We start from the raw sequence: 25,677 nt of genomic DNA on the forward strand, positions 1-25,677 counted from the left end.
TTTTTTAAATGCTCTTTATTTCTTTTTTAAGTAAGTAAATCTATTTTAATGATTTTTTTTAACAAAATTCAGAAAAATAATCTGAAAATTTTATTTATACAGAAAAAGTATCTAAGTTTGTCCTGTGTAAAAAAGTAAAAAATAAAATGAGTACAACAATTTGCAATATGGATTTTATGATGTGGAAGTTTCCGCAGGGGTGAGTATTGCATAAGTATTTGTGATTTCTATAACCTCTGCCTCGCAGAGGTTTTTTTTGTGCCTAATTTAAAAGAATAAGAGATGTTAACAATAAAAAAAGTGATGTGTTGCTACTATATGATGTGCTGTTGTGCGGCACCTAGCTATTACCAGTATATAAAGACTTAAATCTTGGTTGTTTGTGTTTATAAGTCCTTTTGGTAATACTTCCAAAGGGGCTTTTGTTTACAAAGTTATAGGATGAAAATATGTAAAAAAACTTTTTTTAATGGCTGATATTCATAAAATAGATGTATTTAATTTTAAGTTAGAGACGGAGAAAATTGTTTCCTACCTTCCTTTAAGTTATCAAGTGTTTGGTCCGCCTCTGGGAGTTGCTCCAGTGGTTGTGATTAACCATGCACTTACGGGAAACTCTAATATAAGCGGTGAAAAAGGATGGTGGAAAAGTATCGTAGATTATAATAAGGTGATTGATTTGAATTTGTTTACGGTTATTGTTTTCAATATTCCTGGGAATGGCTATACAGACTCCTTTCAAATACAAAACTATCAAGATTTTTCAACACGGGATATCGCTAAGATTTTTTGGGAAGGTCTTGATACAATTGATGTTCACGAAATTTTCGCATTATTAGGTGGAAGTTTGGGTGGAGGTATTGCTTGGGAAATGGCTTTTTTGAGACCTAAGGCTATAAAATATGTTATTCCTATCGCATCTAATTATAAAGCTAATGATTGGTTAATCGCTCAGGTAAAAATTCAAGATGATATATTGAACCATTCTGCTTTTCCAGTTGAAGATGCTCGTAAACAGGCTATGATGCTTTATCGTAGCCCGCTAGCTATCGATTTGAAATTTCAAAAGGAACAAATTAAAGGGACGTATGCTGTTGAAAAGTGGTTGGATTTTCATGGGCAAACATTAGGAATACGTTTTTCTCTCTCGGCTTATAAATTAATGAATCATTTGTTGAAAACAATTGGGCAATTTGTAGATGATGTTGCTCTTGAATCTTTTTTTAATGAAACCACTGCGGTGATTCATCAAATAACTATTGATTCTGATGGGCTTTTTATGGCTTATGAAAATATGAATTTACATCAGCGCTTTAGTACAAAATATGAAAAGCTTTTTCTTCATACCCTTAATTCGGTCCATGGGCATGATGCTTTTTTGATAGAATATGAACAATTAGGGCAACTTTTATTGCCAATTTTTAATTTAAAAACAACTAAAAATGTCAGTTATCAGAGTTAATGTTATTTTGTTTGGAATAGGAAATGTAGGAAGTACATTCATCCAGCAAGTATTAGAAAGCCAGCAGTTTTTTCTGGAACAACGTAATATCGATTTACGGATTCCTATAATTACGAATTCTACAGTTGCTTTTTATGAAAAAGAAGGAGTTAGAAATCAATGGGAAGCCGACTTTTCTAAGAATGCAGTCCCTTTTCATTTGGATGCTATTTTTGATTATGTGATAAATAATGGATTGGAAAACCTAATTGTAGTAGACGCAACTGCAAGTTCAGATATTATAAAACGTTATATTCCTTTGGTTCAAAATGGATTTCACATAGTTTCTGCCAATAAAAAGGCAAATACAATTCATTTTGATTTTTATAAAGAATTACGACGTCAATTAAAGAAATTTGATAGACTTTTTCTTTATGAAACCAATGTAGGAGCTGGTTTACCAGTCGTTCAAACGATTCAAGATTTGCATTTAGCTGGAGAAAAAATCACTAAAATTAGAGGTGTTTTTTCGGGTACGATTAGCTATGTTTTTAATCGTTTTGGACAGGAAGACCGTTCTTTTTCTGAAATTTTAATAGACGCTGAACTAGCTGGCTTGACAGAACACGATTCTCGTGAGGATTTGAGTGGAAATGATGTCGCTCGTAAACTTCTCATTCTTGCTCGTGAGTTGGGGTATGATTTTGAATTTTCAGATATTAAAATTCAATCGCTTGCACCGGAGGAGATGGCAACTCTATCTGTAAAACATTATAATAAATCAAAAGTGCTTTTGGACGCAGTATTTGAAAATAAAAAAAATGTACAAAAAGAAGGACATGTACTGCGTTATGTAGGTGATTTTGATGTTTTGAAAAAAGAATTGTCGGTCAAATTAGTTTCGGTTCCAGCCAGTTCAGCTTTGGGACAATTGCGAGGTGCTGATAATTTAATCGAAATCTATTCGGATTCGTATGGAGCTATTCCTATGGTCATACAAGGTGCAGGTGCTGGTAAGCAAGTAACCGCTCGTGGCGTTTTAGCTGATGTACTTAAATTAGCCGAACAACTCAAAGTAAGGGAGGGTGTTGAGGTTTAGTTTTATGATTTTAATTTCAATGTGAAAGAGAATGAAGATTTAATGATTTAGGAATACTGATTCGTAAAAAAGAATGTCAGTTTGTGTTTTAAATAACTTTTAAACATGAAACGCTTACGGTGTTTTTGCTATAAATAAATCCATATTTGTTTTTTAGTGTTGGAAAATATTTTGTAAAAATTAAATTTAGCAGAAAAAACATAGTTAACTTTAAGGATAATTAGTAAAATTATGAATAATTTTCTTTTTAAAATTGTGCTAGTTATCTTTGCCCTGTTCATAAGTTTATTGTTGTTATCAAGAAAGCGGGAGGGAATAGACCCAACGAACGCTTAGCAACCTCCCAATTTGGAAAGGTGCTACATTCTATCTGTATATAATTGATTTAATATATAGAAAAGATAACTTTTGTCTTTTTCCTCCCACTTCAGGATAACATCTTTCATGAGCATTTTTTGTAGTCAAAATTTCAATGGTATACCATTCAACTAGAATGATAAGAAAGAATATGAGTAATTTTCAACATGACGCTGTTCCCCCATTGGGGGCTAGGGGGCTCCTTCAAGATATTTTAAAGCAACGCATCCTTGTGCTCGATGGCGCAATGGGAACCATGTTGCAGCGTTATAAGTTTGAGGAGGAAGATTTTAGAGGCGAACGCTTCAAAGATTTTCCGCATCCTTTAAAAGGGAACAATGATTTATTGTCCCTCACACAACCTGAGGCTGTAAAAGAGGTGCATCGTTTGTATTTTCAAGCTGGTGCTGATATTGTCGAAACCAATACGTTTTCAGGAACTACCATTGGAATGGCTGATTACCACATGGAGGATTTGGTCTATGAATTAAATTTTCAATCGGCTAAAATTGCTCGCGAAGTAGCCGATGAGTTTACAGATAAGCCTCGTTTTGTAGCGGGTTCAATTGGACCTACAAACAGAACGGCATCTATGTCACCTGATGTCAATGACCCGGGGTATAGAGCCGTAACTTTTGATGATTTAAAAATAGCGTATCGTCAACAAGTAGAAGCACTTATAGATGGAGGTGCCGATATACTTTTGGTGGAAACTATTTTCGATACGTTAAATGCAAAAGCGGCTTTGTTTGCGATTGAAGATGTAAAGGAAGAGCGTAATTTAGATATACCTGTAATGGTTTCTGGTACAATTACTGATGCTTCTGGAAGAACCTTGTCTGGGCAAACCGTAGAGGCTTTTTTAATTTCGATTCAGCATATTCCTTTATTAAGTATTGGTTTCAATTGTGCTTTAGGAGCTGACCAATTGAAGCCTTATTTGAAAAGATTAGCGCATAATACCCAACTTAATATTTCAGCACACCCAAATGCGGGGTTGCCAAATGCATTTGGGCAATATGACCAAACAGCAGAAGAAATGCAACATCTCATTAGGGAGTATTTAGATGAGAATTTAGTGAATATTATTGGAGGTTGTTGCGGAACAACACCTGAACATATTAAATTAATTGCTGAAGTAGTAAAAGAATTTAAGCCACGTGCAGCCAAAGTTTTAGTATAAATGATTTGTAGAAGGGGAAGTTAAATAAAATGTCAAGGAAGAATAAAATAAATTTACAGTTATCTGGTTTAGAGCCTCTTTTCATAAATGAAGATTCCATTTTTGTAAATGTAGGTGAGCGTACTAATGTTACGGGTTCTCGTAAATTTCTTCGATTAATTAAAGAAGAGAAATACGATGAAGCGCTTGATATCGCACGTGCGCAAGTAGAAGGTGGTGCGCAAATCATTGATGTGAATATGGACGAAGGAATGTTGGACGGTGTGTTTGCTATGACTAAATTCCTAAACCTTATAGCTGCCGAACCTGATATTGCTCGTGTTCCTGTGATGATTGATAGTTCCAAATGGGAAATTATCGAGGCAGGACTTAAAGTGATTCAAGGGAAAGGTGTGGTGAATTCTATTTCTTTGAAAGAAGGAGAGGAAACATTTATACATCACGCTAAACTGATTAAACGCTATGGGGCTGCGGTTATTGTAATGGCCTTTGATGAAGTGGGTCAGGCTGATACTTATGAGCGTCGTATCGAAATTTGTAAGCGGTCTTATGATGTTTTAGTTGAAAAAGTTGGTTTTCCTGCTGAAGATATCATTTTTGACCCCAACATTTTTCCCGTCGCCACCGGAATGGAAGAGCATCGCCGTAATGCCATTGATTTCTTTTTAGCTACAAAATGGATTCGCGAAAATCTTCCGTACGCAAATATTTCGGGTGGGGTAAGTAATGTTTCCTTTTCATTTAGAGGAAATGACAAAGTACGTGAAGCCATGCATTCAGCATTCTTGTATCACGCCATCAATCACGGAATGACGATGGGTATTGTAAATCCAGAAATGCTTGAGATTTATGATGAGATTGATAAAGAATTGTTAGAACACGTAGAAGATGTTCTCTTAGATAGACGGGATGACGCGACCGAAAGATTATTAGAATATGCGGAGCGTATTAAAGGCGACGGCTCTCCTCTCCTTCGGAGAGGGGCTGGGGGAGAGGCTCCATGGCGAAATGGCTCTGTTCAAGAACGTTTAACGCATTCTTTGGTAAAAGGATTAGATGAATTTATAGAAATAGATGTTGAAGAAGCTCGACAACAAGTTGCTCGTCCTATTGAAGTGATTGAAAATCATTTGATGAATGGGATGAATGTAGTTGGTGATTTATTTGGTTCAGGTAAAATGTTTTTGCCTCAAGTGGTAAAGTCAGCCCGAGTTATGAAAAAGGCAGTGGCATACTTAATGCCGTATATAAGCCCCCCAACCCCCGAAGGGGGAGTTGACAAGCAGACGTGGAAAACTGCGAGTCCAACTTTATATGCTAAGTTGAAAGAAAGTGCGAAAGCAATGCGCAATAACCCAACGGAAGCGGAGAAAATGCTTTGGAACGTGCTTTCTGACAAAGGTGTTGACGGTTTTAAATTTAGAAGACAACATATCATTGGTGAATATATTGTTGATTTTGTATGTCTTGAAAAGCAATTAGTTATTGAGGTAGATGGAGCTGTGCATAATAATAAGGAACAAATTGAACACGATAGATTCAGAACCGAATGGCTTGAATCAAAAGGTTTTAAGGTTATAAGATTTAAAAATGATGAGGTTTTAAACAATCTTTTTCAAACTATTGAAATTATAGGTAAAGAATTGAACACACCGTTAGTAGCTCCCCCTTCGGGGGCGGGGGGGGCTGGCAAGTCCGGCAAGATTTTGATGGCAACTGTAAAGGGTGATGTACACGATATAGGTAAAAATATTGTTTCGGTAGTATTAGCTTGTAATAATTTTGAAATAATCGATTTAGGGGTGATGGTGCCGCCTGAAAAAATTATTGATACCGCTATCAAAGAAAAGGTAGATATTATTGGTTTAAGCGGATTGATTACACCTTCGCTTGACGAAATGGTGTATTTAGCAAAAGAATTAGATAAATTAAATATCAAAATTCCTGTAATGATAGGAGGGGCAACCACATCACGCGCGCATACCGCTGTGAAAATTGCACCTGAATACCAATCAACCGTAGTTCATGTTAACGATGCGTCTAGAGCAGTAACGGTAGCTTCTAATTTATTGCAGGAAGATGTCAAAGATGAATATGCAAAATCACTGCGTAAAGAGTATGATACTTTACGTGATGGTTATTTAAATAGAAGTAGAGAAAAGAATTTTCTTTCAATTGAAGAAGCTCGTAAAAATAAATTTCAAATTGATTGGGATTCTTATCAGCCTGCAAAACCTAATTTTGTTGGGACAAAAACAATAGATGTTGAATTGTCAGAGTTGGTAAGTTATATAGATTGGACACCATTTTTTCAATCTTGGGAATTGTATGGGAAATATCCAGCGATTTTGACAGATGAAGTAGTAGGTAAACAAGCCACAAATTTGTTTTTGGATGCACAGAATATGTTGGAAAAAATCATTTCTGAAAAATGGTTTACAGCAAAAGGGATTTTGGGAATTTTTCCCGCAAATACAGTTAATGATGATGATATTGAGGTCAAGCATCCATCATCCATCATCCATCATTTAACATTACGTCAACAATCCCAAAAAACGGCTGGTGCTCCTAATATTGCTTTAGCCGATTTTATAGCGCCAAAAGAATCGGGTAAACAAGATTATATAGGCTGTTTTTGTGTGACCACAGGTTTTGGCGTCGATGAAAAAGCAAAGGAATACGAACAGCAATTGGATGATTATAATTCAATTTTAGTTAAAGCATTAGGGGACCGTTTTGCTGAAGCATTTGCGGAATATTTGCACGAAAAAGTGCGAAAAGAAATCTGGGGTTATGCTTCCGATGAAAATTTGACTAACGAAGAATTAATTAAAGAATCCTATAAAGGAATCCGACCTGCTCCAGGCTACCCAGCTTGTCCAGACCATTTGGAAAAACCAATCATTTGGAAGTTATTGGATGTAGAAAACCAAATAGGAGTCAAATTAACCGAAAGTATGGCGATGTGGCCAGCTTCCTCTGTGTCGGGGTATTATTTTGCCAATCCGCAAAGTAAATACTTTGGGTTAGGAAAAATAAAACAAGACCAAGTCGAAGATTACGCCAAACGTCGAGGGATTTCTATAGAAGAAGCAACGAAGTGGCTAGCGCCTAATATAAGCCCCTCCTAACCTCCCCCAAGGGGAGGGATTTAGAGCCTTATAAAAATTATTAATGATAAAAACTATTGCCTCTTGGTAGTTGTGCGTTCCAGCAAGCCCCTCCTTTGGAGGGGTTGGGGAGGCTTTGACAAGGGGGCTGACTTATGAAAGTAACCGAACACATAGAAAAAGCAAACGGGAAAACACAATTTTCCTTCGAAATATTGCCACCTTTAAAAGGGCAAAACATCCAATGTATTTTTGACGGGATTGACCCTTTAATGGAGTTTAATCCACCGTTTATTGATGTGACTTATCACCGAGAAGAATACGAATTCAAAGAATTGGCAAACGGCTTGTTGCAAAAGAAAATTGTAAAAAAACGCCCTGGGACGGTGGGTATTTGTGCTGGGATTCAAAACAAGTATAATGTAGATGCTATTCCGCATATTTTATGTGGTGGGTTTACTAAAGAAGATACCGAAAATCTATTGATTGATTTAGATTTCCTAGGGATTGATAACGTTGTGGCATTGCGAGGGGATGCCGTGAAAAGTGAAATTTATTTCAAACCCGAAAAAGAAGGGAATGCCTATGCCACGGAGTTGGTCACCCAAATTAATAATTTGAATAAAGGGATTTATTTGGATGCCGACTTGCAAAATACCAATGCGACCGATTTTTGCATTGGGGTTGCGGGTTATCCCGAAAAACACATGGAAGCACCGAGTATGGATAGCGATATTTATTTCATGAAACAGAAAATAAAAAACGGTGCCGATTATATCATTACCCAAATGTTTTTTGACAATCAAAAGTTTTTTGAATACGTTGAAAAATGCCGTAATGCAGGGATTACCGTGCCTATCATTCCTGGATTAAAACCCATCGCGACCAAAAAACAACTGAATTTAATTCCGCATCGCTTTAAAGTTGATTTACCCGATGATTTGATTATGGCAGTGGTAAAAGCCAAAGACAACGAAGCAGTAAAACAAATTGGTATCGAGTGGTGTATTCAGCAAAGTAAAGAATTAGTCAAAGCAGGTATTCCCGTTTTGCATTATTATTCTATGGGAAAAGCAGAGAATATTAAGGCGATTGCGGGGGAGATTTTTTAGGTTTTGTAAGAATGAGTGTTGTTAAATCATCATTTTTGAAATTAGTTTTTTAATAGTTGTCCAAAATGAAGTATTGCTAGTTGGTTTGTCAAAAGAAGTGTTTTGGTAAATCTTATCTTGGGTTTCTTTTTGAGTTGTTTCGTGTTTTATTGGTTTTGAAGGGAGTTTTTCTAATAGATGTAAGTCGAAACCTGCTTTAATCATGTGGTTTTTGAAAATAGTAATAAAATCATTGAGTTTCGATGGGAGTTTTGTTTCGTCTGTTATGTCATTAGCACGTTCGTAGTAAAGAATGTCTCTGTAGTCATAGTTATTGTTATTATGTCGCCAATATTTCCAAGCTTCTTCAATTTTGTTGTTGGGGAATAATTTGTTTAAATCGTAATTTAAAAAGTATTTTATTTTGTTAAAATCAACATTGTCAGCAATACATTCATTTATTAAAGCTTGAAAAGATTTCTCTAAATTGACAGAGTCAAAAGACGGATGCTGAACTAAGTGTATTAGGTCGAATAAATCTTTAAATCTAGGTCTAACTAAAGTCTGATGGATTTTCCATGAAACTTGTAGGCTGATAGGTGCTGTACAAGGTATCAAGAAAGGTTTTCCTTCTAAGGGTGTGTACATGATAGGTACAGGAGGTTGTTCAATTGGTAAGTTAAATGAGATATCCATTGTAAAATCTAAAACTTGACCATCAATTGTGCATCTTAAATCAGTATTAACAGTAGGGAAATCATCAGCCATGGCATAATCAATCATGCGCCAAAATTCATTTTCTCTAAAACTTCGATATTGGATGTTGTCGTCTAATTGAAGTTCTGTGACTAGCGTAGCCCATTCATTGAATTTTTCTTTTGCGATTTTTTCATTCTCAAGAGGTTCTAGATATATCCAGTCTAAATCAGCAGGAATTCTGTCACTAGGGTTTTTAAAATATTGACGAGTGACATAGCTACCTTTAAGCATAAATGGTAAATTTATTTCTGAAGCTCTTCTTATAAATGCTTCATAAGCTTTAAGCTCTCTTAAAGTATTGTTATTGTTATTCATCTTTTTAAAGTTAATTAGGTAGCCATCCGTTGTCTAAAATCATGTTATTGTCGTAAATGCAAAATTCAAATTGCTCTTTTAGAATTAACCATTTGCCTTCAATGAGTTCTTTTTTTAGGGAATTTATTCTTTTCTCGAAGGTTGATTTTGAATGGGATTCTCTCAAAGTTATAAATCGGATATTGTTTTCGTTTCTTAATGAGTTTTTAGATAAATGTACTTTGTGTTTTTCACATAAAGCTAATAATTTTTCTATTTTTTCATACTTGATTTTACAATGCCATTCAAAATAGGTTTCTGAATTAGTTGTTATATTACTTGCATTTGTATGAAATTCCGAGGGGATTTCAATTTTCACCCTTTTTGGAATAAAATTCTGTGTAAGGAGTAATTGGGATATATCTGCTACTGCGTTAATAATTTCTTCAAAATTGTTAGAATAAATTATTTTATTAAACATAGGTTGTTTGATAAAATCACCTGTATGTAATTCAATAAATAATGGTTTCCCTTGGTACTCTTTACAAAAATCTATGAAAGTACCTTGGCGAACTAAAGACAAATCATCAATTGTTATGTGTATTTCAAATGGTATTTTTTCTTTCAAAATTTAGGGATTAAAGTTTCTTATTTCGTCTTCTCCCTAAACACACTTTCCAAGTTCTTGCTCTTCAACGAAAGCTGAAGAATTTTCAAACCATTGGCTTGTGCAAAGTCAAACACTTGTGTTCTGCGGTCTTCGTGGGTGGTAAAAGTCAATTCCCAAGTCGAGTCATTATTTATGGCTTGGGTGAGGTCAGGGATTTGTTGGAAAAGCGATTCTGCTACACTTTGGTCAAAAGCTACTTCAATCACTTGTTCGACCACTTCTTGAACCAAGTTTTCAATGGTGTTATCGGTAACAATTTTTCCTTTGTTAATGATAATCACACGGTCGCAAATCGCTTCCACTTCCTGCATAATGTGGGTAGATAGAAAAACTGTTTTGTCTTTGCCTATGTTTTTAATCAAATCACGAATTTCGACCAATTGGTTTGGGTCTAAACCTGTGGTGGGTTCATCCAAAATCAATACGTCCGGATTGTGTAACAAAGCCGTGGCCAATCCTACACGCTGGCGGTAACCTTTAGAAAGTTGCCCAATTTTTTTATGCGCTTCAGGTGTCAAACCTGTTAAAGCAATCACTTCGTCGATTCGAGTTTTCGCTACTTTATACACATCGGCATTAAAAGTCAAATATTCACGTACATATAAATCCAAATACAACGGATTATGCTCGGGCAAATACCCTACCGATTTTTGTACCTCCAGTGCTTGTGTCGTAACATCATATCCATTGACTTTGGCCGTTCCGCCATCTGCGCTGATAAAGGTGGTTAGGATTTTCATCAAAGTAGATTTTCCAGCACCATTAGGACCTAGGAAACCTACAATTTCTCCTTTGTTGATGGTAAATGAAACAGCATCTAAGGCTTTTTGTGAACCGTAATTTTTGGATATATTTTGAACTTCTATTGACATGGTGTAACGCTAAATTTGAAACAAAAGTAAGAATTTCAAATAAAAAGCGCGCGCCATTTTGCAGTTAAAAAAATAATTCCTACTTTAGCCGAATACAATATTATAGAAATGCGTCAATTAGCTACATGGTTTAACAATTTTTATTACTTCTTCTGGAGAGAGGTCGGGATTGTTATGGTTATAGCTAAATAAAAATTTGCATATACAATACAATACAATCCCGATACTGTTCAGTGTCGGGATTTTTTTTGTGATGCAATTTCAAATTTCAAAAAAAGTGAAAAATGAGTGTAAAAGTTGCTATTCAAGGAATTAATGGGTCTTTCCATCAGCAGGTGGCTCATGCTTATTTTGGGAATGATGCCCAAATAGTTGCCTGTAAGACATTTAAAGAGGTGGCTAAACAATTGAAAAAGGAAGAGGCTGACTATGCGGTTATGGCTATCGAAAATTCCATTGCTGGAGCGTTAATTCCTAATTATGCCTTGATAGATACGCACCAATTTCATGTGTTAGGGGAATATTTTTTGAAAATTAGTCTCAATTTTATGGCATTGCCAGGACAAAGTATCGAGGATATTACCGAAGTGCATTCGCATCCTATTGCGTTATTACAATGCGCTAAGTTTTTGGAAAAACACAAACATATCAAAGTTATTGAAAGTTCAGATACTGCCATCGCGGCCCAGCGAATTCGTGCAGGGAATTTACATGGAGTAGCAGCTCTTGCGGGACCTACAGCTTCACAAATGTACGATTTGGAAATTCTGGTTCCCGAAGTCCAGTCGGTGGAAAGTAGTATTACCCGATTCATGATTTTGGAAAAAGAATCTGCGTCTTCAAGTGTTTGTACTATCAATAAAGCTTCCATAAAATTTGAATTGGATGATACACCAGGGAGTCTTGCTACGGTTTTGAATGTGATGAACAACTGTGGTTTGAATTTGACTAAAATACAGTCGATGCCTATTATTGAAAAACCTTTTCAGTATTCGTTTTTTGTGGATGTTATTTTTGAAGACTATGCCTGTTTTGAAAAGGCACGTAGTATTTTAGAAATTATGACAACGCATTTTAAAGTGTTAGGGACTTATACAGTTGCAGAGTTGCCAGTGAGTGAAATTTGTAAAAATAAAAATAAAGAGCAAGCTATCGTTTTAGTATAAAAATATGGAAATCAATAAAGAACATAGAAATTGGTTGGATGCTTTGGCCTTAAATCATCCCTTGGTTATTGCAGGACCTTGCAGTGCAGAAACAGAAGAACAAGTCTTGGCTGTGGCTAAGGAGTTAAAAAATAGTGATGTAAGTGTATTTCGAGCAGGGATTTGGAAGCCACGCACACGCCCAGGAGGGTTTGAAGGCGTGGGCGAAATAGGTTTAAAATGGTTGAAAAAAGCCAAAGAAGCAACAGGAATGTTGATTGCTACGGAGGTTGCTACAGCACAACATGTAAAATTAGCTTTGGCTTATGATGTAGATGTATTGTGGATTGGAGCGCGTACGACGGTTAATCCTTTTGCGGTGCAGGAAGTAGCTGATGCCTTGCAAGGAACTGATAAAATCGTATTGCTTAAAAATCCTGTAAACCCTGATTTAACCTTATGGATAGGAGGTATTGAACGTTTGTATAATGCAGGAATTAAAAAATTAGGCGTTATTCATCGTGGGTTTTCAACGTATGAAAAAACGAAATACCGTAACAACCCCGAATGGCAAATTGCAATCGATTTGCAAAACCGTTTTCCAGAATTAGTACTTATTTGCGACCCTTCGCACATTACTGGCAAAAGAGATATGATACAAGAGGTTTCGCAACAAGCTCTAGATATGAATTTTGATGGATTGATGATTGAGACCCATTGTAATCCTGACGAAGCTTGGAGTGATGCTCCACAACAAGTTACACCGGCAACGTTGAAACAAATGTTTATTGATTTGCGCGTACGTAAAATGGATGGAGAGTCAGACGATTACCAACAACGTATTTCGAAGTTGCGTACACAAATTGATGATTTTGATGAAAAATTGTTAGAGATTTTAGGCAAACGTATGAAAATTGCTGACCAAATTGGTTTGTTGAAGAAGGAAAAAAATGTAGCCATTTTACAAAACAATCGTTGGAATGAAATTCTTGGGAAAATGATTTTAGATGGGGAAACCAAAGGGTTAAGTGAAGAATTTGTGCTAAAAATCTTTAAAGCTATACATCAAGAAAGTATCGCACACCAAGAAAAAGTTTATAAAGCCGATTAGAATTTTTAGTTGTATTTTTGTTCAAAAATTAGAGAGGAAGTTACTTCTAACTTCTAATTTCTAACTTCTGACTTTAAAATGAAAGGAACTATATATAAATCTACAGGGAGTTGGTACACCGTAAAAACGGAAGAAAACCAGTTTCTAGAATGTCGTATCAAAGGGAAATTCCGCATCAAGGGGATTAAAAGTACTAATCCTATTGCTGTGGGTGATGTGGTGGATTATGATTTAGATACTACTGCAGACGTGACGATTGGCGTAATTACGAACATTCACAACCGTAAGAATTATATTGTTCGAAAATCGGTTAATCTTTCTAAACAAACTCATATCATTGCGTCAAATATTGATGTCGTGTTTTTGTTGGTAACCATCAATAATCCAGTAACCACTACCAGTTTTATCGACCGTTTTTTGGTTACTGCCGAAGCCTATGGTATTGAAGCGGTTTTGGTTTTTAATAAAATTGATACCTACGATGAGGCTACTTTGGACGAACAATTGTTTTTGCAATATGTGTATTCTAATATAGGCTACCAATGTTTGCGTGTTTCCGCTAAAGAAGAAAAAGGATTAGACGATTTGAAGCGTTTGATGAAAGACCGTGTTTCGATGTTTTCAGGACACTCAGGTGTGGGAAAATCGACTTTAGTGAATGCCTTAGAACCTACATTAAATTTGAAAACCAAAGAAATTTCAGAATCTCACGCGCAAGGGCAACATACGACTACTTTTGCAGAAATGTTTGATTTGAGTTTTGGTGCCAAGATTATTGACACCCCAGGAATTCGTGGTTTTGGTGTAGTTGACATGGAAAAACAAGAAATAGGTGATTATTTTCCTGAGTTTTTCGCCTTAAAAGACCAATGTAAATTCAATAATTGTTTGCATAAAGAAGAACCTCATTGCGCGGTAAAAGACGCTTTAGATGCCGACGAAATAGCGTGGTCGCGTTACAATAGTTACATTCAAATCTTGGAAGGCGACGAAGAAACGTACCGCAATGATGTGTATAAAAATAATAATGTAGAAGAGTAAAATATAGCTTTTCGTCTGATATTAAATATCTTGGTTAAGGATTGCCTAGAGGATTATAGGGGTTTAAAATTTTGAAACTCATTTTTATTGAAGAAATGAAAATATAGTAATTACTGTAATTTTGTTTTTATTTTAAAATATTCCCGCTAAGGATTGTCCCCTTGAGGGGACTATAGGGGTGTAAAAAATGTAAGATAAACAAACAGCTAAACATATTGCTATGAGGAATAAAATTATCCCATATAGCCCACATCTTAAGCAATATGCTAGAGAGTTAAGAAAAAATAGTACTTTAAGTGAAGTGCTTCTTTGGATGCATATTAAGAATAATGCATTTGGAGTTCAGTTTCATCGACAAGTTCCAATGCTTGAATATATAGTCGACTTCTATTGTCATGAAATTATGTTGGCTATAGAGATTGATGGTAATAGCCACGAATACAAATATGAATACGATAAAAGTAGGCAAGGAGAATTAGAGAAATTGGGAGTCATTTTTATTCGGTTTAGTGATAGAGATGTGAAACAAAATATGTTTTCTGTATTAATAAGTTTGGAGAAAATTATTGAAAAAATAGTTAATACACCCCTATGGTCCCCTCAAGGGGACACTCCTTCAAAAGAAAATTAAAAAATGCGTGCAGTAATACAACGAGTTTCCGAAGCATCGGTAACCATCGAAAAAGAAAAAGTTTCCGAAATTGGGAACGGACTTTTAATTCTAATAGGAATTGAGGATGCAGACGCACAGGAAGACATCCAGTGGTTGACGAATAAAATTATCAATCTGCGCATTTTTGCAGATGAAAATGGCGTTATGAATCTTTCTCTAAAAGAGGTTAATGGCGATGTAATCGTCGTTAGCCAGTTTACGCTTCACGCCCAAACCAAAAAAGGCAATCGCCCGAGTTATATCAAAGCATCAAAACCAGAAGTTGCCATTCCGCTTTATGAGCGTTTCGTAAAGCAAATGGAAATGGATTTGGGTAAACCTATTCAAACAGGACAATTTGGCGCTGATATGAAAGTAGCTTTGGTCAATGATGGTCCAGTGACGATAATTATAGATACTAAAAATAAGGAATAAATAGATTAATTACTAAACGACAAATGGTAAAGAAATTTTTTGTTGTTATTTTTATCTTTTTCATGAGTAATTCCTATGCTCAGGTAAACCATGTTCAGTCCTCGATTTATAATGTTGGAGCAGGAGGTTTGTTAAGCGGCATTGGTGCAGTAATTAATAAATCACCCGATATGCCATTTGGGAAAACGTTTGTAAAAGGGTTTTGTAAGGGAGCAATTGGAGGTGCTGTAATATATGGAAGTAAAAATCTGACTAAATTAATTACAGATAAAAATGAGTTAGGCTACAGTTGGTTAGCAAAATTTACTAACAGTGTTGGGGTTTCAATGGTTGAAAACGGAGCTACAAATAAAAAGTTATTACAACAAATTAATATCCATTTTGGATTTAATAGGTTTGAATTTGTAAATGAAAATAAAGTAAAGGTTAAGTATAAAATAATGCCTGTTTCTTTAATCTTGACAGGTTATATTGCTCTTAATAATAAGTTTGAACCAATCAAAACCCTACAGGTAGGCGAATTTATTTTTAGTTCGAATACACTTGTGAATTCATCTGCAAGTTTAGGGTATAATATAGGAGTCAATACTATAATTCGAACGGACAGCTTAAATGATAACATTGTGTATAATCATGAGATTGTTCACGTATATCAGTTGAATGATTTTAATTCAGTAAATACTTTATTTAAAATACCTTTAGGAAATAAAAATTCTAATTTTTCAAAGTTTTATAATAAATTTTTTTACACTGATATAGGTAGCTATGCTATGACTTTTGGTTTGTATAGTTTGCAAAATAGCAATGGATATGATTTGAATTTTTTTGAAAATGAGGCTAGATTATTTTCAGAATAATCTTACTTTTATCTAAAATGATAAAAAAAATAAAGGCTATAGAGTAGGAAATTATTAATTTTTTAGTTTATGTCCTATAATGTTTATATTTTTTTATTTAAATATCTAATATGAATCTAAAAAACGCCCAACAAGAAGTTGATACTTGGATAAAAGAACACGGAGTTCGTTATTTTAATGAATTGACCAATATGGCGCAACTCACTGAGGAAGTTGGTGAAGTGGCACGTATTATTGCCCGTCGTTATGGAGAACAATCCGAAAAAGAAAGCGATAAAAACAAAGACCTAGGCGAAGAATTAGCCGATGTGGTTTTTGTCGTATTGTGCTTAGCCAACCAAACGGGAGTGGATTTGCAAGCCTCTTTTGATAAAAAAATGGAATTGAAAACCAAACGCGACCATGACCGCCATCATAATAATGAAAAGTTAGCCCCCCAACCCCCAAAGGGGGAGTAGTTATGCTCAAAAAAATGAATTTAAAATTATTACGTTCGTCTGTAGTTTCCCCTTTGGAGGCACGGGGGCTATCTATCTCTGGTTCCAAATCGGAAACCAATAGATTGTTGTTGCTACAAGCCCTATATCCTGAGCTTTCAATTGAAAATGCTTCAAATTCCGATGATTCAGAAGTGATGTCTGAAGTTTTGAGAGTTTTTAAAGACAAAGCGGAGACGTTAAGAGAGGAAAGCCCCTCCTTTGGAGGGGTTGGGGAGGCTTTTGATATCCACCACGCAGGAACCGCCATGCGTTTTCTCACGGCTTATTTTGCTATTCAAGAAGGGGAGGAGGTCGTACTGACTGGTTCGTCGCGTATGAAGGAACGCCCTATAAAGATTTTAGTGGATGCCCTTCGTCAATTAGGAGCAGATATAGAATATGTCGAAAAGGAAGGATACCCACCTTTACGAATAAAAGGAAAAAAAATCACTCAAAATAAAGTTGCTATATCGGCTAATGTCAGTAGTCAGTATATATCAGCTTTGTTACTCATTGCGCCTAAATTGGACAATGGATTAGAGTTAACTTTAGAAGGTGAAATCACTTCTATACCTTATATCAAGATGACTTTGTCATTGCTTGAGGAGGTTGGTGTAGCGACCAGTTTTAATGGGAATGTGATTCGAGTTAATTCAAAATTCAAAATTCAAAATTCAAATGTCATCGTGGAGTCCGATTGGTCATCTGCTTCTTACTGGTATTCCATCATTGCTTTGTCTGAAATCGGAACACAAATCACTTTGTCCAGTTACAAGCAAAACAGCTTACAAGGAGATGCAGTTTTGGCAGAAATTTATAAAAACTTTGGGGTAGAAACGGATTTTATAAATAGACGTATACTTTTACGTAAAGTAAAGAACTTGAAACCTGAAACCTTAAACTTGGAACTTAACACTTCACCCGATATAGCTCAAACCATAGCAGTAACGTGTTTAGGGTTAGGAATCGATTGTGAGTTGACGGGTTTACATACGCTCAAAATTAAAGAAACGGATAGACTACAAGCTTTAAAAAACGAATTAGAAAAATTTGGAGCATCCGTAACTATTGATAACGAAAGTTTACGGTTAGTATGTAGCTCCCCTCCTTTGGAGGGGCTGGGGGAGGCTGTTTCTATTTCAACTTACCAAGACCATCGCATGGCAATGGCATTTGCACCTTTGGCTTTAAAAGCAGATTTAATCATTGAAGAAGCCGAAGTGGTTTCAAAATCCTATCCTGATTTTTGGAATGATTTGAAACAAATTGGGTTTAAAATACAGGAGATATAAACAAAAAAAACGTTCAAACTTTTAAACTAGTTTAAAATAAATGCTAATTTACTTGACAACCCCTATTTCGGGATAGTATATTTGTACCCTTGTTTGAAAGTTAGTCATCGGACTTTAAACTTTTAAACCTTAAACTTTTAAACTTTTAAGAATGAAGTTATCCAATTTCAATTTTAATTTGCCAGCTGAATTGTTAGCTGAGTTCCCAGCAGAAAACCGTGATGAATCTCGTTTGATGGTGGTACACCGCAAAACAGGTGAAATCGAACACAAATTATTCAAAGATATTATCGAGTATTTTGATGAAGGTGATGTGATGGTAGTGAATAATACTAAAGTATTTCCTGCTCGTTTATATGGTAATAAAGAAAAAACAGGTGCGAGAATCGAAGTGTTTTTATTACGTGAATTAAATGCAGAACAACGTTTGTGGGATGTATTAGTAGACCCAGCTCGTAAAATTCGTATTGGTAACAAATTGTATTTTGGAGATGACGATTCTTTAGTAGCAGAGGTAATTGATAATACTACTTCTCGTGGTCGTACCTTACGTTTCTTATACGATGGTTCGTATGAAGAATTCCGTCAAAAATTAGTTGATTTGGGAGAAACTCCAATTCCAAAATACATTAACCGTGAGGTAACAGAGGAAGATGCAGAGCGTTACCAAACTATCTATGCTAAAGAAGAAGGAGCAGTAGCGGCGCCAACAGCTGGTTTGCATTTCTCTAAGCATTTGATGAAGCGTTTGGAAATCAAAGGAATCAACTTTGCTGAAGTAACCCTACACGTAGGTTTAGGTACTTTTAACCCTGTTGAGGTTGAAGATTTATCTAAACATAAAATGGATTCAGAAGAAATCCGTATTTCAGAAGAAGCTTGCGAAGTAGTAAACAAAGCAAAAATTGCCAAGAAAAAAATATGTGCCATAGGTACCACTTCGATGCGTGCTATGGAAAGCTCGGTTTCTTCAAGTAAGACCTTAAATCCGTATGATGGATGGACAAATAAATTTATTTTCCCTCCGTATGATTTTTCAGTAGCAGATTGTATGGTGACGAATTTCCATACGCCAAAATCAACTTTATTAATGATGATTTCTGCTTTCTGTGGTCATGATTTAATGATGAAAGCGTACAAAGAAGCTGTAGAACAAAAATACCGTTTCTATTCTTACGGAGACGCTATGTTGATTTTATAATCGAAAGTTTTAGATTACAATCATAAAGTTAAAAATCCTGATACTGCTGTGTCGGGATTTTTTATTTATTAAAATGTTAAATTTTTTGTTATTGTGTTTAAAGAGGTGGTTTTAAGTGTTTTATTCTTATCTTCGCCATCCCGAAAACAACTTGATTAATAGATGAAAAGAATTTTACTACTAGCGATTTTATCGCAAACCCTTACTTTTTGTTCGCGAGAAGTTGAGGAACCTAAAGCTGCACTTTCTCCAGAACAATTCCAAGCTAGTATTTATAGGTCTACTATAGCCGATAATTCGCATGCGCTACTTGGAGATCCAACTACTTCAAATTTGAAAGATTTTAATAATTATTACGTGAACAAAGTGGGATACACTATGTCTTATTGTGAACGTAAAGGAATCCCGAATTGGGTAAGTTGGCATTTAGACAGTAGTTGGTTAGGTGCTACTGATAGGTCAAATGATTTCAGAGCTGATGCAAGTTTACCCTCTTCTTTTTTTAAAGTCGACCAAAATATGTATGCAAGCACAGGGTTTGATCGTGGGCATATGTGTCCTTCTGCCGATAGAACTAAATCATTTGCTTTAAATTCAGAAACTTTTCTTATGTCTAATATGGTGCCACAAGCACCAAAAAATAATAGAACAACATGGGAGGGATTAGAAGCTTTTTTACGTACTCAAGTAACTACTAAAGGTATGGAAGTTTTTATCACTGCTGGAGGAATGGGTGTTGGTGGTACTGGTACAAATGGTGGAATTACTAATTTTTTAGCTAATGGAAGAATTTCTGTGCCTAATAGTACTTGGAAAATTGCTTTGCTTATTCCTAAAGGAAATGGAGATTTGAAACGAATTGATACCAATGCTGAAATAATTGCTGTAAATATTCCAAACAATCAAAATATTACTTCCTCATGGAAAGATTATATTACAACAGTTAAACAGCTTGAAGTGGATTTGGGATATAAGTTTTTCAAAAATATTCCAATTGCAATTTCAACTGCTTTAAAAGAGAAAAAATATGCCAATTAATTTATTGGTGTTTAAAGGAAAGGTTATCAGTTTTTGGTAACCTTTTTTTTTATTTTCTATATTTACAACCAAAACCAACTAAACATGAAATTTCAAAATACCCTAGAGTTTGCACAACAGTTAGATGCACAGGATGCATTAAATCACTATCGCGATGAATTTATTTTTCCGCAACATAACGGACATAATGTAATTTATTTTACGGGTAATTCATTGGGCTTACAGCCAAAGCGAACCCAAAAGTATGTTGAAGATGTAATGAGTGATTGGGCAAACTTGGCGGTTGAAGGACATTTTTATGCCGAAAAACCTTGGTGGGATTATCAAGAACGCTTTGCGGAACCTTTGAGTGAAATTGTGGGTGCTAAACCGAGCGAAGTCACCGTGATGAACACTTTAACAGTGAATTTGCATTTGTTAATGGTGTCTTTTTACCGTCCTAATGGCAAACGTTATAAAATTATTTGCGAAGAAAAAGCTTTTCCTTCGGACCAATACATGTTTCAAAGCCAAGTGAAATTTCATGGTTATGCTCCTGAGGATGCTATTGTTGAAATCAAACGCCGTGAGGGTGAACATAATATTCGTATGGAGGATATCATTGCAAAAATTAATGAAGTAGGAGATGAGTTGGCGTTAGTTCTTTTTGGTGGTGTTAATTACTATACAGGGCAAGTTTTTGATATGCAGGCGATAACTCAAGCAGGTCATCAGGTTGGAGCGGTAGTAGGATTCGATTTAGCGCATGCGGCAGGTAATGTTGCATTAAAATTAAATGAATGGCAAGTGGATTTTGCGGCTTGGTGTTCGTATAAATACATGAATTCGGGACCAGGAAATGCTTCGGGTTGTTTTGTGCATGAAAAACATCATTATGCCGATTTACCTCGTTTTGCAGGTTGGTGGGGACACAATAAAGAGCGTCGTTTTAAAATGGAACCTCAGTTTGATCCAGTGCATGGAGCTGATGGTTGGCAAGTAAGTAATTTGCCAGTGTTGTCTTTAGCGCCTTATTTGGCATCTGCAGAAATGTTTGCCGAAGTGGGAATGGACAAATTAATAGAAAAACGCAACCAGCTTACGGCTTATTTAGAATTTATTTTGCACGAAATAGATGCTGAAATTCCAGGGACTGAATTTGAAATTATCACCCCGCAAGAACCAGCAGAACGTGCTTGCCAATTGTCTGTTTTTTTGCATGGTCAAGGCAGAACTTTGTTTGAATATTTGATGACCAATGGTGTAATTACCGACTGGCGTGAGCCTAATGTCATTCGTCTAGCTCCAGCACCTTTCTATTGTTCGTATGAAGATATGTATCACTTTGGACAAATTTTAAAAAGAGGGGTTATGTTAGTGGGACAGATGGATTAAGGAAATAATAGGCTTTAATGATTGAAGGATTTATAGATTAAAAGATTTCTTGAAATCTCATTAGGTTCTTGTGGAGAAGTGGATACAAAACTTTTAGTTTCTTTTGACTTAGGTTTTTTTTCTGATGATGAACTTTTACCTTTGTCAAACGAAATAAATAGGATAAGGCTAATGATGGTAAACTTTATGAGAGACTATTATGAAAAGTCTTTACGTCTTTAATCTCTATATCTTATAGTCTTTAAATTAAATAGTTTTTAAATCTAATTAAAATGACAAAACAACAAATCATAGAAAATTTCGACCCGTCACAACCGGGTTTAGCAGATGCAACTGTTTTTGGATTACCCTTTTCTGCAGAAGATTCTGAAATTATTGTGGTGCCTGTGCCTTGGGAAGTAACGGTAAGTTATGGAGCGGGTGCTTCTGAAGGTCCAGAAGCGATTATGGATGCTTCTTTTCAGGTGGATTTAAATCACCAAGATTTCCCTGAATTATGGAAATTGGGGATTTATATGGATGAAGCTCCTAAACATTGGAAAGCCAATTCGGATAAATACAAATCTTTAGCACAACCGATTATCGAAGCCTTAGAAAGTGGAGAAGATGTGGCTACTTTTCCAGCTTTACAATCGGATTTAGATAAAATTAATAAGGTTTGTCGCGAGTTACACACAGAAGTGAAAGACCTTGTGTTGTCTTGGATGAATAAAGGGAAAAAGGTCGTGCTTTTAGGCGGTGACCATTCCACTCCGCTGGGATATTATGAAGCCTTAGCTTCTAAATACGAAGACTACGGAATTTTACACTTAGATGCTCACATGGATTTGCGTATTGCTTATGAAGGATTTACGTATTCGCACGCTTCTATTATGTATAATGCATTGAAATTACCTCAAATTTCTAAAATTGTACAAGTTGGTATTCGCGATTTCTGCGAGCAAGAAGTAGATGTAGTGAAATCTTCTAACGGTAGAGTTTTAGTTCATACCGATGCCGATTTGAAAAATGAAAGCTTTGAAGGCATGACTTGGGCACAACAATGTGAGGCTATTATTGCTTCGTTGCCGCAAAAAGTGTGTATTTCTTTTGATATTGACGGTATGTATCCTTGGTATTGCCCGAACACTGGAACTCCAGTACCTGGCGGTTTTTCTTTTGAACAAGCTACTTACTTATTCAATAAATTAGCTGAAAGTGGTAAAGAAATTATCGGTTTCGATTTAGTTGAAGTGGCTCCAGGCGAAGATGATTGGGATGGTAATGTAGGGGCACGCATGTTATTCCACATGTGTGGGGTGTTAGCTAAAAATAACGGATTGAATACAGGGAAAAAAATTGAGTTTCCAAGAAAATAAGTTGTATAGATTTATATAGAAGACGAGCATTTTTGTTCGTCTTTTTTTATCTTTGATAAAAATCGACCCCAAATGAAATTAATTAAAAAAGGTACTTTAATAGTTGTAGCTCTTGTAGTGGTTTTAGCCATTGCGCTATATGCTTACTTATATTCGACAAAGCCAACGTACGAAGGAGTATTGTCCATCAAAAATATTAGTAAGGAAACCGAAGTTTATTTTGATGATTATGGAGTGCCACATATTTATGCATCTAATGAAAAGGACGCGCTAACCGTCTTGGGTTATGTACATGCGCAAGAGCGTTTGTGGCAAATGGAGTTGTTACGTCGTATTGCGCCAGGAAAATTATCTGAGATTTTTGGTGTAAAAGCTTTGGATAATGACAAATTGTTTGTCGCTTTGGGTATTGATGAAAATTCAGAACAAGCAATTGCAAAGTTGGATAAAAACAGCAAATCCTATCAATTGGCAACAGCTTATTTGGACGGTGTCAATCAGTATATGGAAAATGGAGCAACGCCTATTGAATTTACCTTGTTAGGAATTGAAAAAAAGCCATTTACGCTGAAAGATGTTTATAATACCATGGGATATATGGCGTTCAGTTTTGCTTGTGCACAACGTACGGACCCATTAATGACGGATTTGAGAAATAAATTGGGAGCCGATTATATGAAGGAACTAGGAGTTGATTTGTCGTATAACTTGACCAAAATCAATTCGAATAATAATGAAATTACCCAAACCTATGTAGAAGCTTCTAAAGCGGTGGCTGATTTGCTGGATAGTTCACCTTTTCCACCTTTTATTGGGAGTAATTCGTGGGTAGTAGGTCCTAATAAATCAGCTTCGGGGAAAGTACTTTTTGCAAACGACCCACATATTACCTATTCGCAACCTGGAACTTGGTACGAAGCGCATATTCACTCCCCTGAACAGGAAATTTATGGATATTACTTGGCTGGTGTTCCTTTTCCGTTATTAGGGCATAACCGCCAATATGCGTATGGAATAACCATGTTTGAAAATGATGATGCCGATTTTTATCAAGAAGAATCCAATCCTACCAATGCTAATCAATACAAAACAAAAGAAGGATTCAAAGATTATACTGTTCGTCAGAAAGAAATCAAAGTAAAAGACAGCACTTCAGTAGCTTTAACGATTAAAGAAACGCAACACGGTGCTGTAATGAATGGGATTTTGAAAGATTTTAATCCTAAACAACCAGTTTCTTTTTGGTGGATTTACACCCATGGTGAAAATAAAATCTTAGATGCGGTTTATACCTTAAGTCACGCCAAAAGCTTGGATGAATTCCGTAAAGGAGTTTCTTATATTGTCGCACCGGGATTAAACATAATGTATGGCGATGCCCAAAATAATTTTGCTTGGCAAACCTCTGGGAAGTTGTATAAAATGGCAAATGGGGTGAATCCAAATTATATTTTAAATGGCACTAATGGGGTTGATGACCAACTTCAATATGTTGATTTTGATAAAAATCCTAGAGCGATTAATCCGTCTTGGAATTATGTGTACTCGGCTAATAATATGGCGCACGAAATTGATGGCTACGGGTATCCAGGCTATTATTTGCCTGAGGATAGAGCCAAGCGTATAGTTACTTTATTAGAATCTAAACAGAAATGGTCTAAAGCCGATTTTCAAAAAATGATTTACGATGATACTTCTATTGTGAGTGTGCAAGTAGCGCAGAACTTTAGTAAATGGCTTGATGCTACTCAATTAAATGCTACTGAAAAAGAAGCTTTAGCGGTGCTTAAAAATTGGAAAGGGAGCAATAGTACGCAAGACGTAGCACCCACGATTTACAACAAATGGATGTATTTTTATTTAAAAGCAACTTTTCAAGATGAAATGGGAGAACTAGGCTTTAAACAGTTTCTAAAAACCCACGTAATGAAACAATGTATCGATAACCAAAGTCGTATCGCTAACTCGTTGTGGTGGGATAATGTAAATACAAAAAATGTCAAAGAAAATCGTTCAGCCATTTTAACACAATCGTTCAAAGAAACCATAGTTAATCTAACTGGTCAGTTAGGAAATACGGTTACAGAATGGAAGTGGGGGAAAGTACATCAAGTAGAGTACAAGCACCCAATCGGTTCGTTGGCGTTATTCCGTCCATTTTTTAATGTTGGAATGTTTGAAGCTCCAGGAAGTAATGAGGTGATAAATAACGTTATGTACTATTTTACGGATGCCGACCACTACGATATTTCAGCAGGACCTTCGACTAGACGAATCATCGATTTTAGTGATATTGAAAATTCCATGAGTATTTTGCCTACCGGGCAATCTGGAAATCCGATGAGCAAACATTACAACGACCAAGCGCAAATGTATATTGATGGAAAATTCCGAAAAATGAAAATGAATCGTAAAGAAATTGAAGCTGCGTCTACAAAATTGATTTTTAAGCCGTAGGGAGTTTAGGAGTTTATATGTTTATAAGTTTAGTAGTTTAAATGAGTATAAGTTTAAGAGTTTATATGTTTATAAGTTTAGTAGTTTAATAGAATGTAAGTTTAAGAGTTTAGTTGAATACTTAATCACAAAGATTTCATTCACAACAGGCAATAGATAATAGACAACAGAAAACTCATAACTCATAACACATAACACATAACACATAACACATAAACACATAACTCATAACTCATAACTCATAACTCATAACTCATAACTCATAACTCATAACTCATAACTCATAACTCATAACTCATAACTCATAACTCATAACTCATAACTCATAACTCATAACTCATAACTCATAACTCATAACTTT

22 protein-coding genes and 1 riboswitch are annotated in these 25,677 nt (G+C 35.6%); of the genes, 19 read left to right on the forward strand and 3 right to left on the reverse strand.

The window, feature by feature from the left end; all coding sequences use genetic code 11:
- Window positions 1–469 precede the first annotated feature (469 nt).
- The 5 genes from ACQY29_RS06605 to metF all read left to right on the forward strand — a co-directional run bounded on the left by ACQY29_RS06605 (window position 470) and on the right by metF (window position 8,302).
- Complete coding sequence (locus tag ACQY29_RS06605) at window positions 470–1,462, forward strand: alpha/beta fold hydrolase (protein ID WP_428224442.1); 993 nt, start codon at window positions 470–472, stop codon at window positions 1,460–1,462.
- Window positions 1,443–2,540: an aspartate kinase gene (locus ACQY29_RS06610; protein ID WP_428224443.1), complete on the forward strand. Its 1,098-nt coding sequence runs from the start codon at window positions 1,443–1,445 to the stop codon at window positions 2,538–2,540. Before ACQY29_RS06605 ends, ACQY29_RS06610 begins: the two co-directional genes overlap by 20 nt.
- A 291-nt stretch (window positions 2,541–2,831) precedes the next feature.
- Window positions 2,832–2,948: riboswitch (SAM riboswitch) on the forward strand.
- Window positions 2,949–3,048: 100 nt separating this feature from the next.
- Entirely contained in the window at window positions 3,049–4,080 is a 1,032-nt protein-coding gene (locus ACQY29_RS06615; RefSeq protein ID WP_428224444.1) for a homocysteine S-methyltransferase family protein, read from the forward strand.
- A 29-nt stretch (window positions 4,081–4,109) separates the two neighbouring features.
- On the forward strand, window positions 4,110–7,211 hold the full coding sequence (locus ACQY29_RS06620; RefSeq protein ID WP_428224445.1) for a vitamin B12 dependent-methionine synthase activation domain-containing protein: 3,102 nt from the start codon (window positions 4,110–4,112) through the stop codon (window positions 7,209–7,211).
- A gap of 134 nt (window positions 7,212–7,345) precedes the next feature.
- On the forward strand, window positions 7,346–8,302 hold the full coding sequence (gene metF, locus ACQY29_RS06625; RefSeq protein WP_428224446.1) for a methylenetetrahydrofolate reductase [NAD(P)H]: 957 nt from the start codon (window positions 7,346–7,348) through the stop codon (window positions 8,300–8,302).
- A gap of 21 nt (window positions 8,303–8,323) precedes the next feature.
- On the opposite strand, the gene ACQY29_RS06630 is transcribed toward metF, so the two are convergent.
- Genes ACQY29_RS06630 through gldA form a run of 3 tightly spaced genes read right to left on the reverse strand, consistent with a single transcriptional unit; the run spans window position 8,324 to window position 10,876 of the window.
- Window positions 8,324–9,355 (reverse strand): nucleotidyl transferase AbiEii/AbiGii toxin family protein, encoded by a 1,032-nt coding sequence (locus ACQY29_RS06630; protein WP_428224447.1) that lies wholly within the window; start codon window positions 9,353–9,355, stop codon window positions 8,324–8,326.
- Window positions 9,356–9,365: 10 nt separating this feature from the next.
- The gene (locus ACQY29_RS06635) at window positions 9,366–9,962 is read right to left on the reverse strand and encodes a hypothetical protein (protein ID WP_428224448.1); all 597 of its coding nucleotides are present in this window, start codon (window positions 9,960–9,962) and stop codon (window positions 9,366–9,368) included.
- Between the two features lie 20 nt (window positions 9,963–9,982).
- Complete coding sequence (gene gldA / locus ACQY29_RS06640; protein WP_428224449.1) at window positions 9,983–10,876, reverse strand: gliding motility-associated ABC transporter ATP-binding subunit GldA; 894 nt, start codon at window positions 10,874–10,876, stop codon at window positions 9,983–9,985.
- A gap of 284 nt (window positions 10,877–11,160) precedes the next feature.
- On the opposite strand from gldA, the gene ACQY29_RS06645 reads away from it, so the two are divergent.
- The 14 genes from ACQY29_RS06645 (at window position 11,161) to ACQY29_RS06710 (ending at window position 25,316) form a co-directional block, all read left to right on the forward strand.
- Entirely contained in the window at window positions 11,161–12,042 is an 882-nt protein-coding gene (locus tag ACQY29_RS06645; protein ID WP_428224450.1) for a prephenate dehydratase, read from the forward strand.
- Window positions 12,043–12,046: 4 nt separating this feature from the next.
- Entirely contained in the window at window positions 12,047–13,132 is a 1,086-nt protein-coding gene (locus tag ACQY29_RS06650; protein WP_428224451.1) for a chorismate mutase, read from the forward strand.
- Window positions 13,133–13,210: 78 nt separating this feature from the next.
- Window positions 13,211–14,173, forward strand: a complete 963-nt coding sequence (gene rsgA / locus ACQY29_RS06655; RefSeq protein WP_428224452.1) for a ribosome small subunit-dependent GTPase A — start codon at window positions 13,211–13,213, stop codon at window positions 14,171–14,173.
- A 220-nt stretch (window positions 14,174–14,393) separates the two neighbouring features.
- Window positions 14,394–14,804, forward strand: a complete 411-nt coding sequence (locus tag ACQY29_RS06660) for an endonuclease domain-containing protein (protein WP_428224453.1) — start codon at window positions 14,394–14,396, stop codon at window positions 14,802–14,804.
- Window positions 14,805–14,807: 3 nt separating this feature from the next.
- Window positions 14,808–15,260 carry a D-aminoacyl-tRNA deacylase gene (dtd, locus tag ACQY29_RS06665; RefSeq protein ID WP_428224454.1) on the forward strand — a complete coding sequence of 151 codons (453 nt, stop codon included), beginning with the start codon at window positions 14,808–14,810 and terminating at the stop codon, window positions 15,258–15,260.
- A 23-nt stretch (window positions 15,261–15,283) separates the two neighbouring features.
- Entirely contained in the window at window positions 15,284–16,117 is an 834-nt protein-coding gene (locus tag ACQY29_RS06670) for a hypothetical protein (RefSeq protein ID WP_428224455.1), read from the forward strand.
- 110 nt (window positions 16,118–16,227) lie between these two features.
- Window positions 16,228–16,575, forward strand: coding sequence for a nucleotide pyrophosphohydrolase (locus ACQY29_RS06675; protein ID WP_428224456.1), 348 nt, complete (start codon window positions 16,228–16,230; stop codon window positions 16,573–16,575).
- Window positions 16,576–16,589: 14 nt separating this feature from the next.
- A complete protein-coding gene (aroA, locus tag ACQY29_RS06680; protein ID WP_428224457.1) occupies window positions 16,590–17,888 on the forward strand; it encodes a 3-phosphoshikimate 1-carboxyvinyltransferase in 1,299 nt (432 codons plus the stop codon).
- A gap of 151 nt (window positions 17,889–18,039) precedes the next feature.
- A complete protein-coding gene (gene queA / locus ACQY29_RS06685) occupies window positions 18,040–19,089 on the forward strand; it encodes a tRNA preQ1(34) S-adenosylmethionine ribosyltransferase-isomerase QueA (protein WP_428224458.1) in 1,050 nt (349 codons plus the stop codon).
- Window positions 19,090–19,251: 162 nt separating this feature from the next.
- Window positions 19,252–20,127, forward strand: coding sequence for a DNA/RNA non-specific endonuclease (locus ACQY29_RS06690; RefSeq protein ID WP_428224459.1), 876 nt, complete (start codon window positions 19,252–19,254; stop codon window positions 20,125–20,127).
- 84 nt (window positions 20,128–20,211) lie between these two features.
- Window positions 20,212–21,501, forward strand: a complete 1,290-nt coding sequence (kynU, locus tag ACQY29_RS06695; protein ID WP_428224460.1) for a kynureninase — start codon at window positions 20,212–20,214, stop codon at window positions 21,499–21,501.
- Between the two features lie 36 nt (window positions 21,502–21,537).
- Window positions 21,538–21,723 (forward strand): four helix bundle protein, encoded by a 186-nt coding sequence (locus tag ACQY29_RS06700; protein ID WP_428225882.1) that lies wholly within the window; start codon window positions 21,538–21,540, stop codon window positions 21,721–21,723.
- A 50-nt stretch (window positions 21,724–21,773) separates the two neighbouring features.
- Window positions 21,774–22,859 (forward strand): agmatinase family protein, encoded by a 1,086-nt coding sequence (locus ACQY29_RS06705; protein WP_428224461.1) that lies wholly within the window; start codon window positions 21,774–21,776, stop codon window positions 22,857–22,859.
- Between the two features lie 72 nt (window positions 22,860–22,931).
- A complete protein-coding gene (locus ACQY29_RS06710; RefSeq protein WP_428224462.1) occupies window positions 22,932–25,316 on the forward strand; it encodes a penicillin acylase family protein in 2,385 nt (794 codons plus the stop codon).
- Window positions 25,317–25,677 lie beyond the last annotated feature (361 nt).

The sequence above is a fragment of the Flavobacterium sp. genome (assembly GCF_965262375.1).
Taxonomy (GTDB): Bacteria; Bacteroidota; Bacteroidia; order Flavobacteriales; family Flavobacteriaceae; genus Flavobacterium.

What these genes read in the sequence shown, in the direction of transcription:
- ACQY29_RS06605 (WP_428224442.1), top strand. Translation starts at nt 470, where the DNA reads ATGGCTGATATTCATAAAATAGATGTATTTAATTTTAAGTTAGAGACG.
- ACQY29_RS06610 (WP_428224443.1), top strand. Translation starts at nt 1,443, where the DNA reads ATGTCAGTTATCAGAGTTAATGTTATTTTGTTTGGAATAGGAAATGTA.
- ACQY29_RS06615 (WP_428224444.1), top strand. Translation starts at nt 3,049, where the DNA reads ATGAGTAATTTTCAACATGACGCTGTTCCCCCATTGGGGGCTAGGGGG.
- ACQY29_RS06620 (WP_428224445.1), top strand. Translation starts at nt 4,110, where the DNA reads ATGTCAAGGAAGAATAAAATAAATTTACAGTTATCTGGTTTAGAGCCT.
- metF (WP_428224446.1), top strand. Translation starts at nt 7,346, where the DNA reads ATGAAAGTAACCGAACACATAGAAAAAGCAAACGGGAAAACACAATTT.
- ACQY29_RS06630 (WP_428224447.1), bottom strand. Translation starts at nt 9,355, where the DNA reads ATGAATAACAATAACAATACTTTAAGAGAGCTTAAAGCTTATGAAGCA.
- gldA (WP_428224449.1), bottom strand. Translation starts at nt 10,876, where the DNA reads ATGTCAATAGAAGTTCAAAATATATCCAAAAATTACGGTTCACAAAAA.
- ACQY29_RS06645 (WP_428224450.1), top strand. Translation starts at nt 11,161, where the DNA reads ATGAGTGTAAAAGTTGCTATTCAAGGAATTAATGGGTCTTTCCATCAG.
- ACQY29_RS06650 (WP_428224451.1), top strand. Translation starts at nt 12,047, where the DNA reads ATGGAAATCAATAAAGAACATAGAAATTGGTTGGATGCTTTGGCCTTA.
- rsgA (WP_428224452.1), top strand. Translation starts at nt 13,211, where the DNA reads ATGAAAGGAACTATATATAAATCTACAGGGAGTTGGTACACCGTAAAA.
- ACQY29_RS06660 (WP_428224453.1), top strand. Translation starts at nt 14,394, where the DNA reads ATGAGGAATAAAATTATCCCATATAGCCCACATCTTAAGCAATATGCT.
- dtd (WP_428224454.1), top strand. Translation starts at nt 14,808, where the DNA reads ATGCGTGCAGTAATACAACGAGTTTCCGAAGCATCGGTAACCATCGAA.
- ACQY29_RS06670 (WP_428224455.1), top strand. Translation starts at nt 15,284, where the DNA reads ATGGTAAAGAAATTTTTTGTTGTTATTTTTATCTTTTTCATGAGTAAT.
- ACQY29_RS06675 (WP_428224456.1), top strand. Translation starts at nt 16,228, where the DNA reads ATGAATCTAAAAAACGCCCAACAAGAAGTTGATACTTGGATAAAAGAA.
- aroA (WP_428224457.1), top strand. Translation starts at nt 16,590, where the DNA reads ATGAATTTAAAATTATTACGTTCGTCTGTAGTTTCCCCTTTGGAGGCA.
- queA (WP_428224458.1), top strand. Translation starts at nt 18,040, where the DNA reads ATGAAGTTATCCAATTTCAATTTTAATTTGCCAGCTGAATTGTTAGCT.
- ACQY29_RS06690 (WP_428224459.1), top strand. Translation starts at nt 19,252, where the DNA reads ATGAAAAGAATTTTACTACTAGCGATTTTATCGCAAACCCTTACTTTT.
- kynU (WP_428224460.1), top strand. Translation starts at nt 20,212, where the DNA reads ATGAAATTTCAAAATACCCTAGAGTTTGCACAACAGTTAGATGCACAG.
- ACQY29_RS06705 (WP_428224461.1), top strand. Translation starts at nt 21,774, where the DNA reads ATGACAAAACAACAAATCATAGAAAATTTCGACCCGTCACAACCGGGT.
- ACQY29_RS06710 (WP_428224462.1), top strand. Translation starts at nt 22,932, where the DNA reads ATGAAATTAATTAAAAAAGGTACTTTAATAGTTGTAGCTCTTGTAGTG.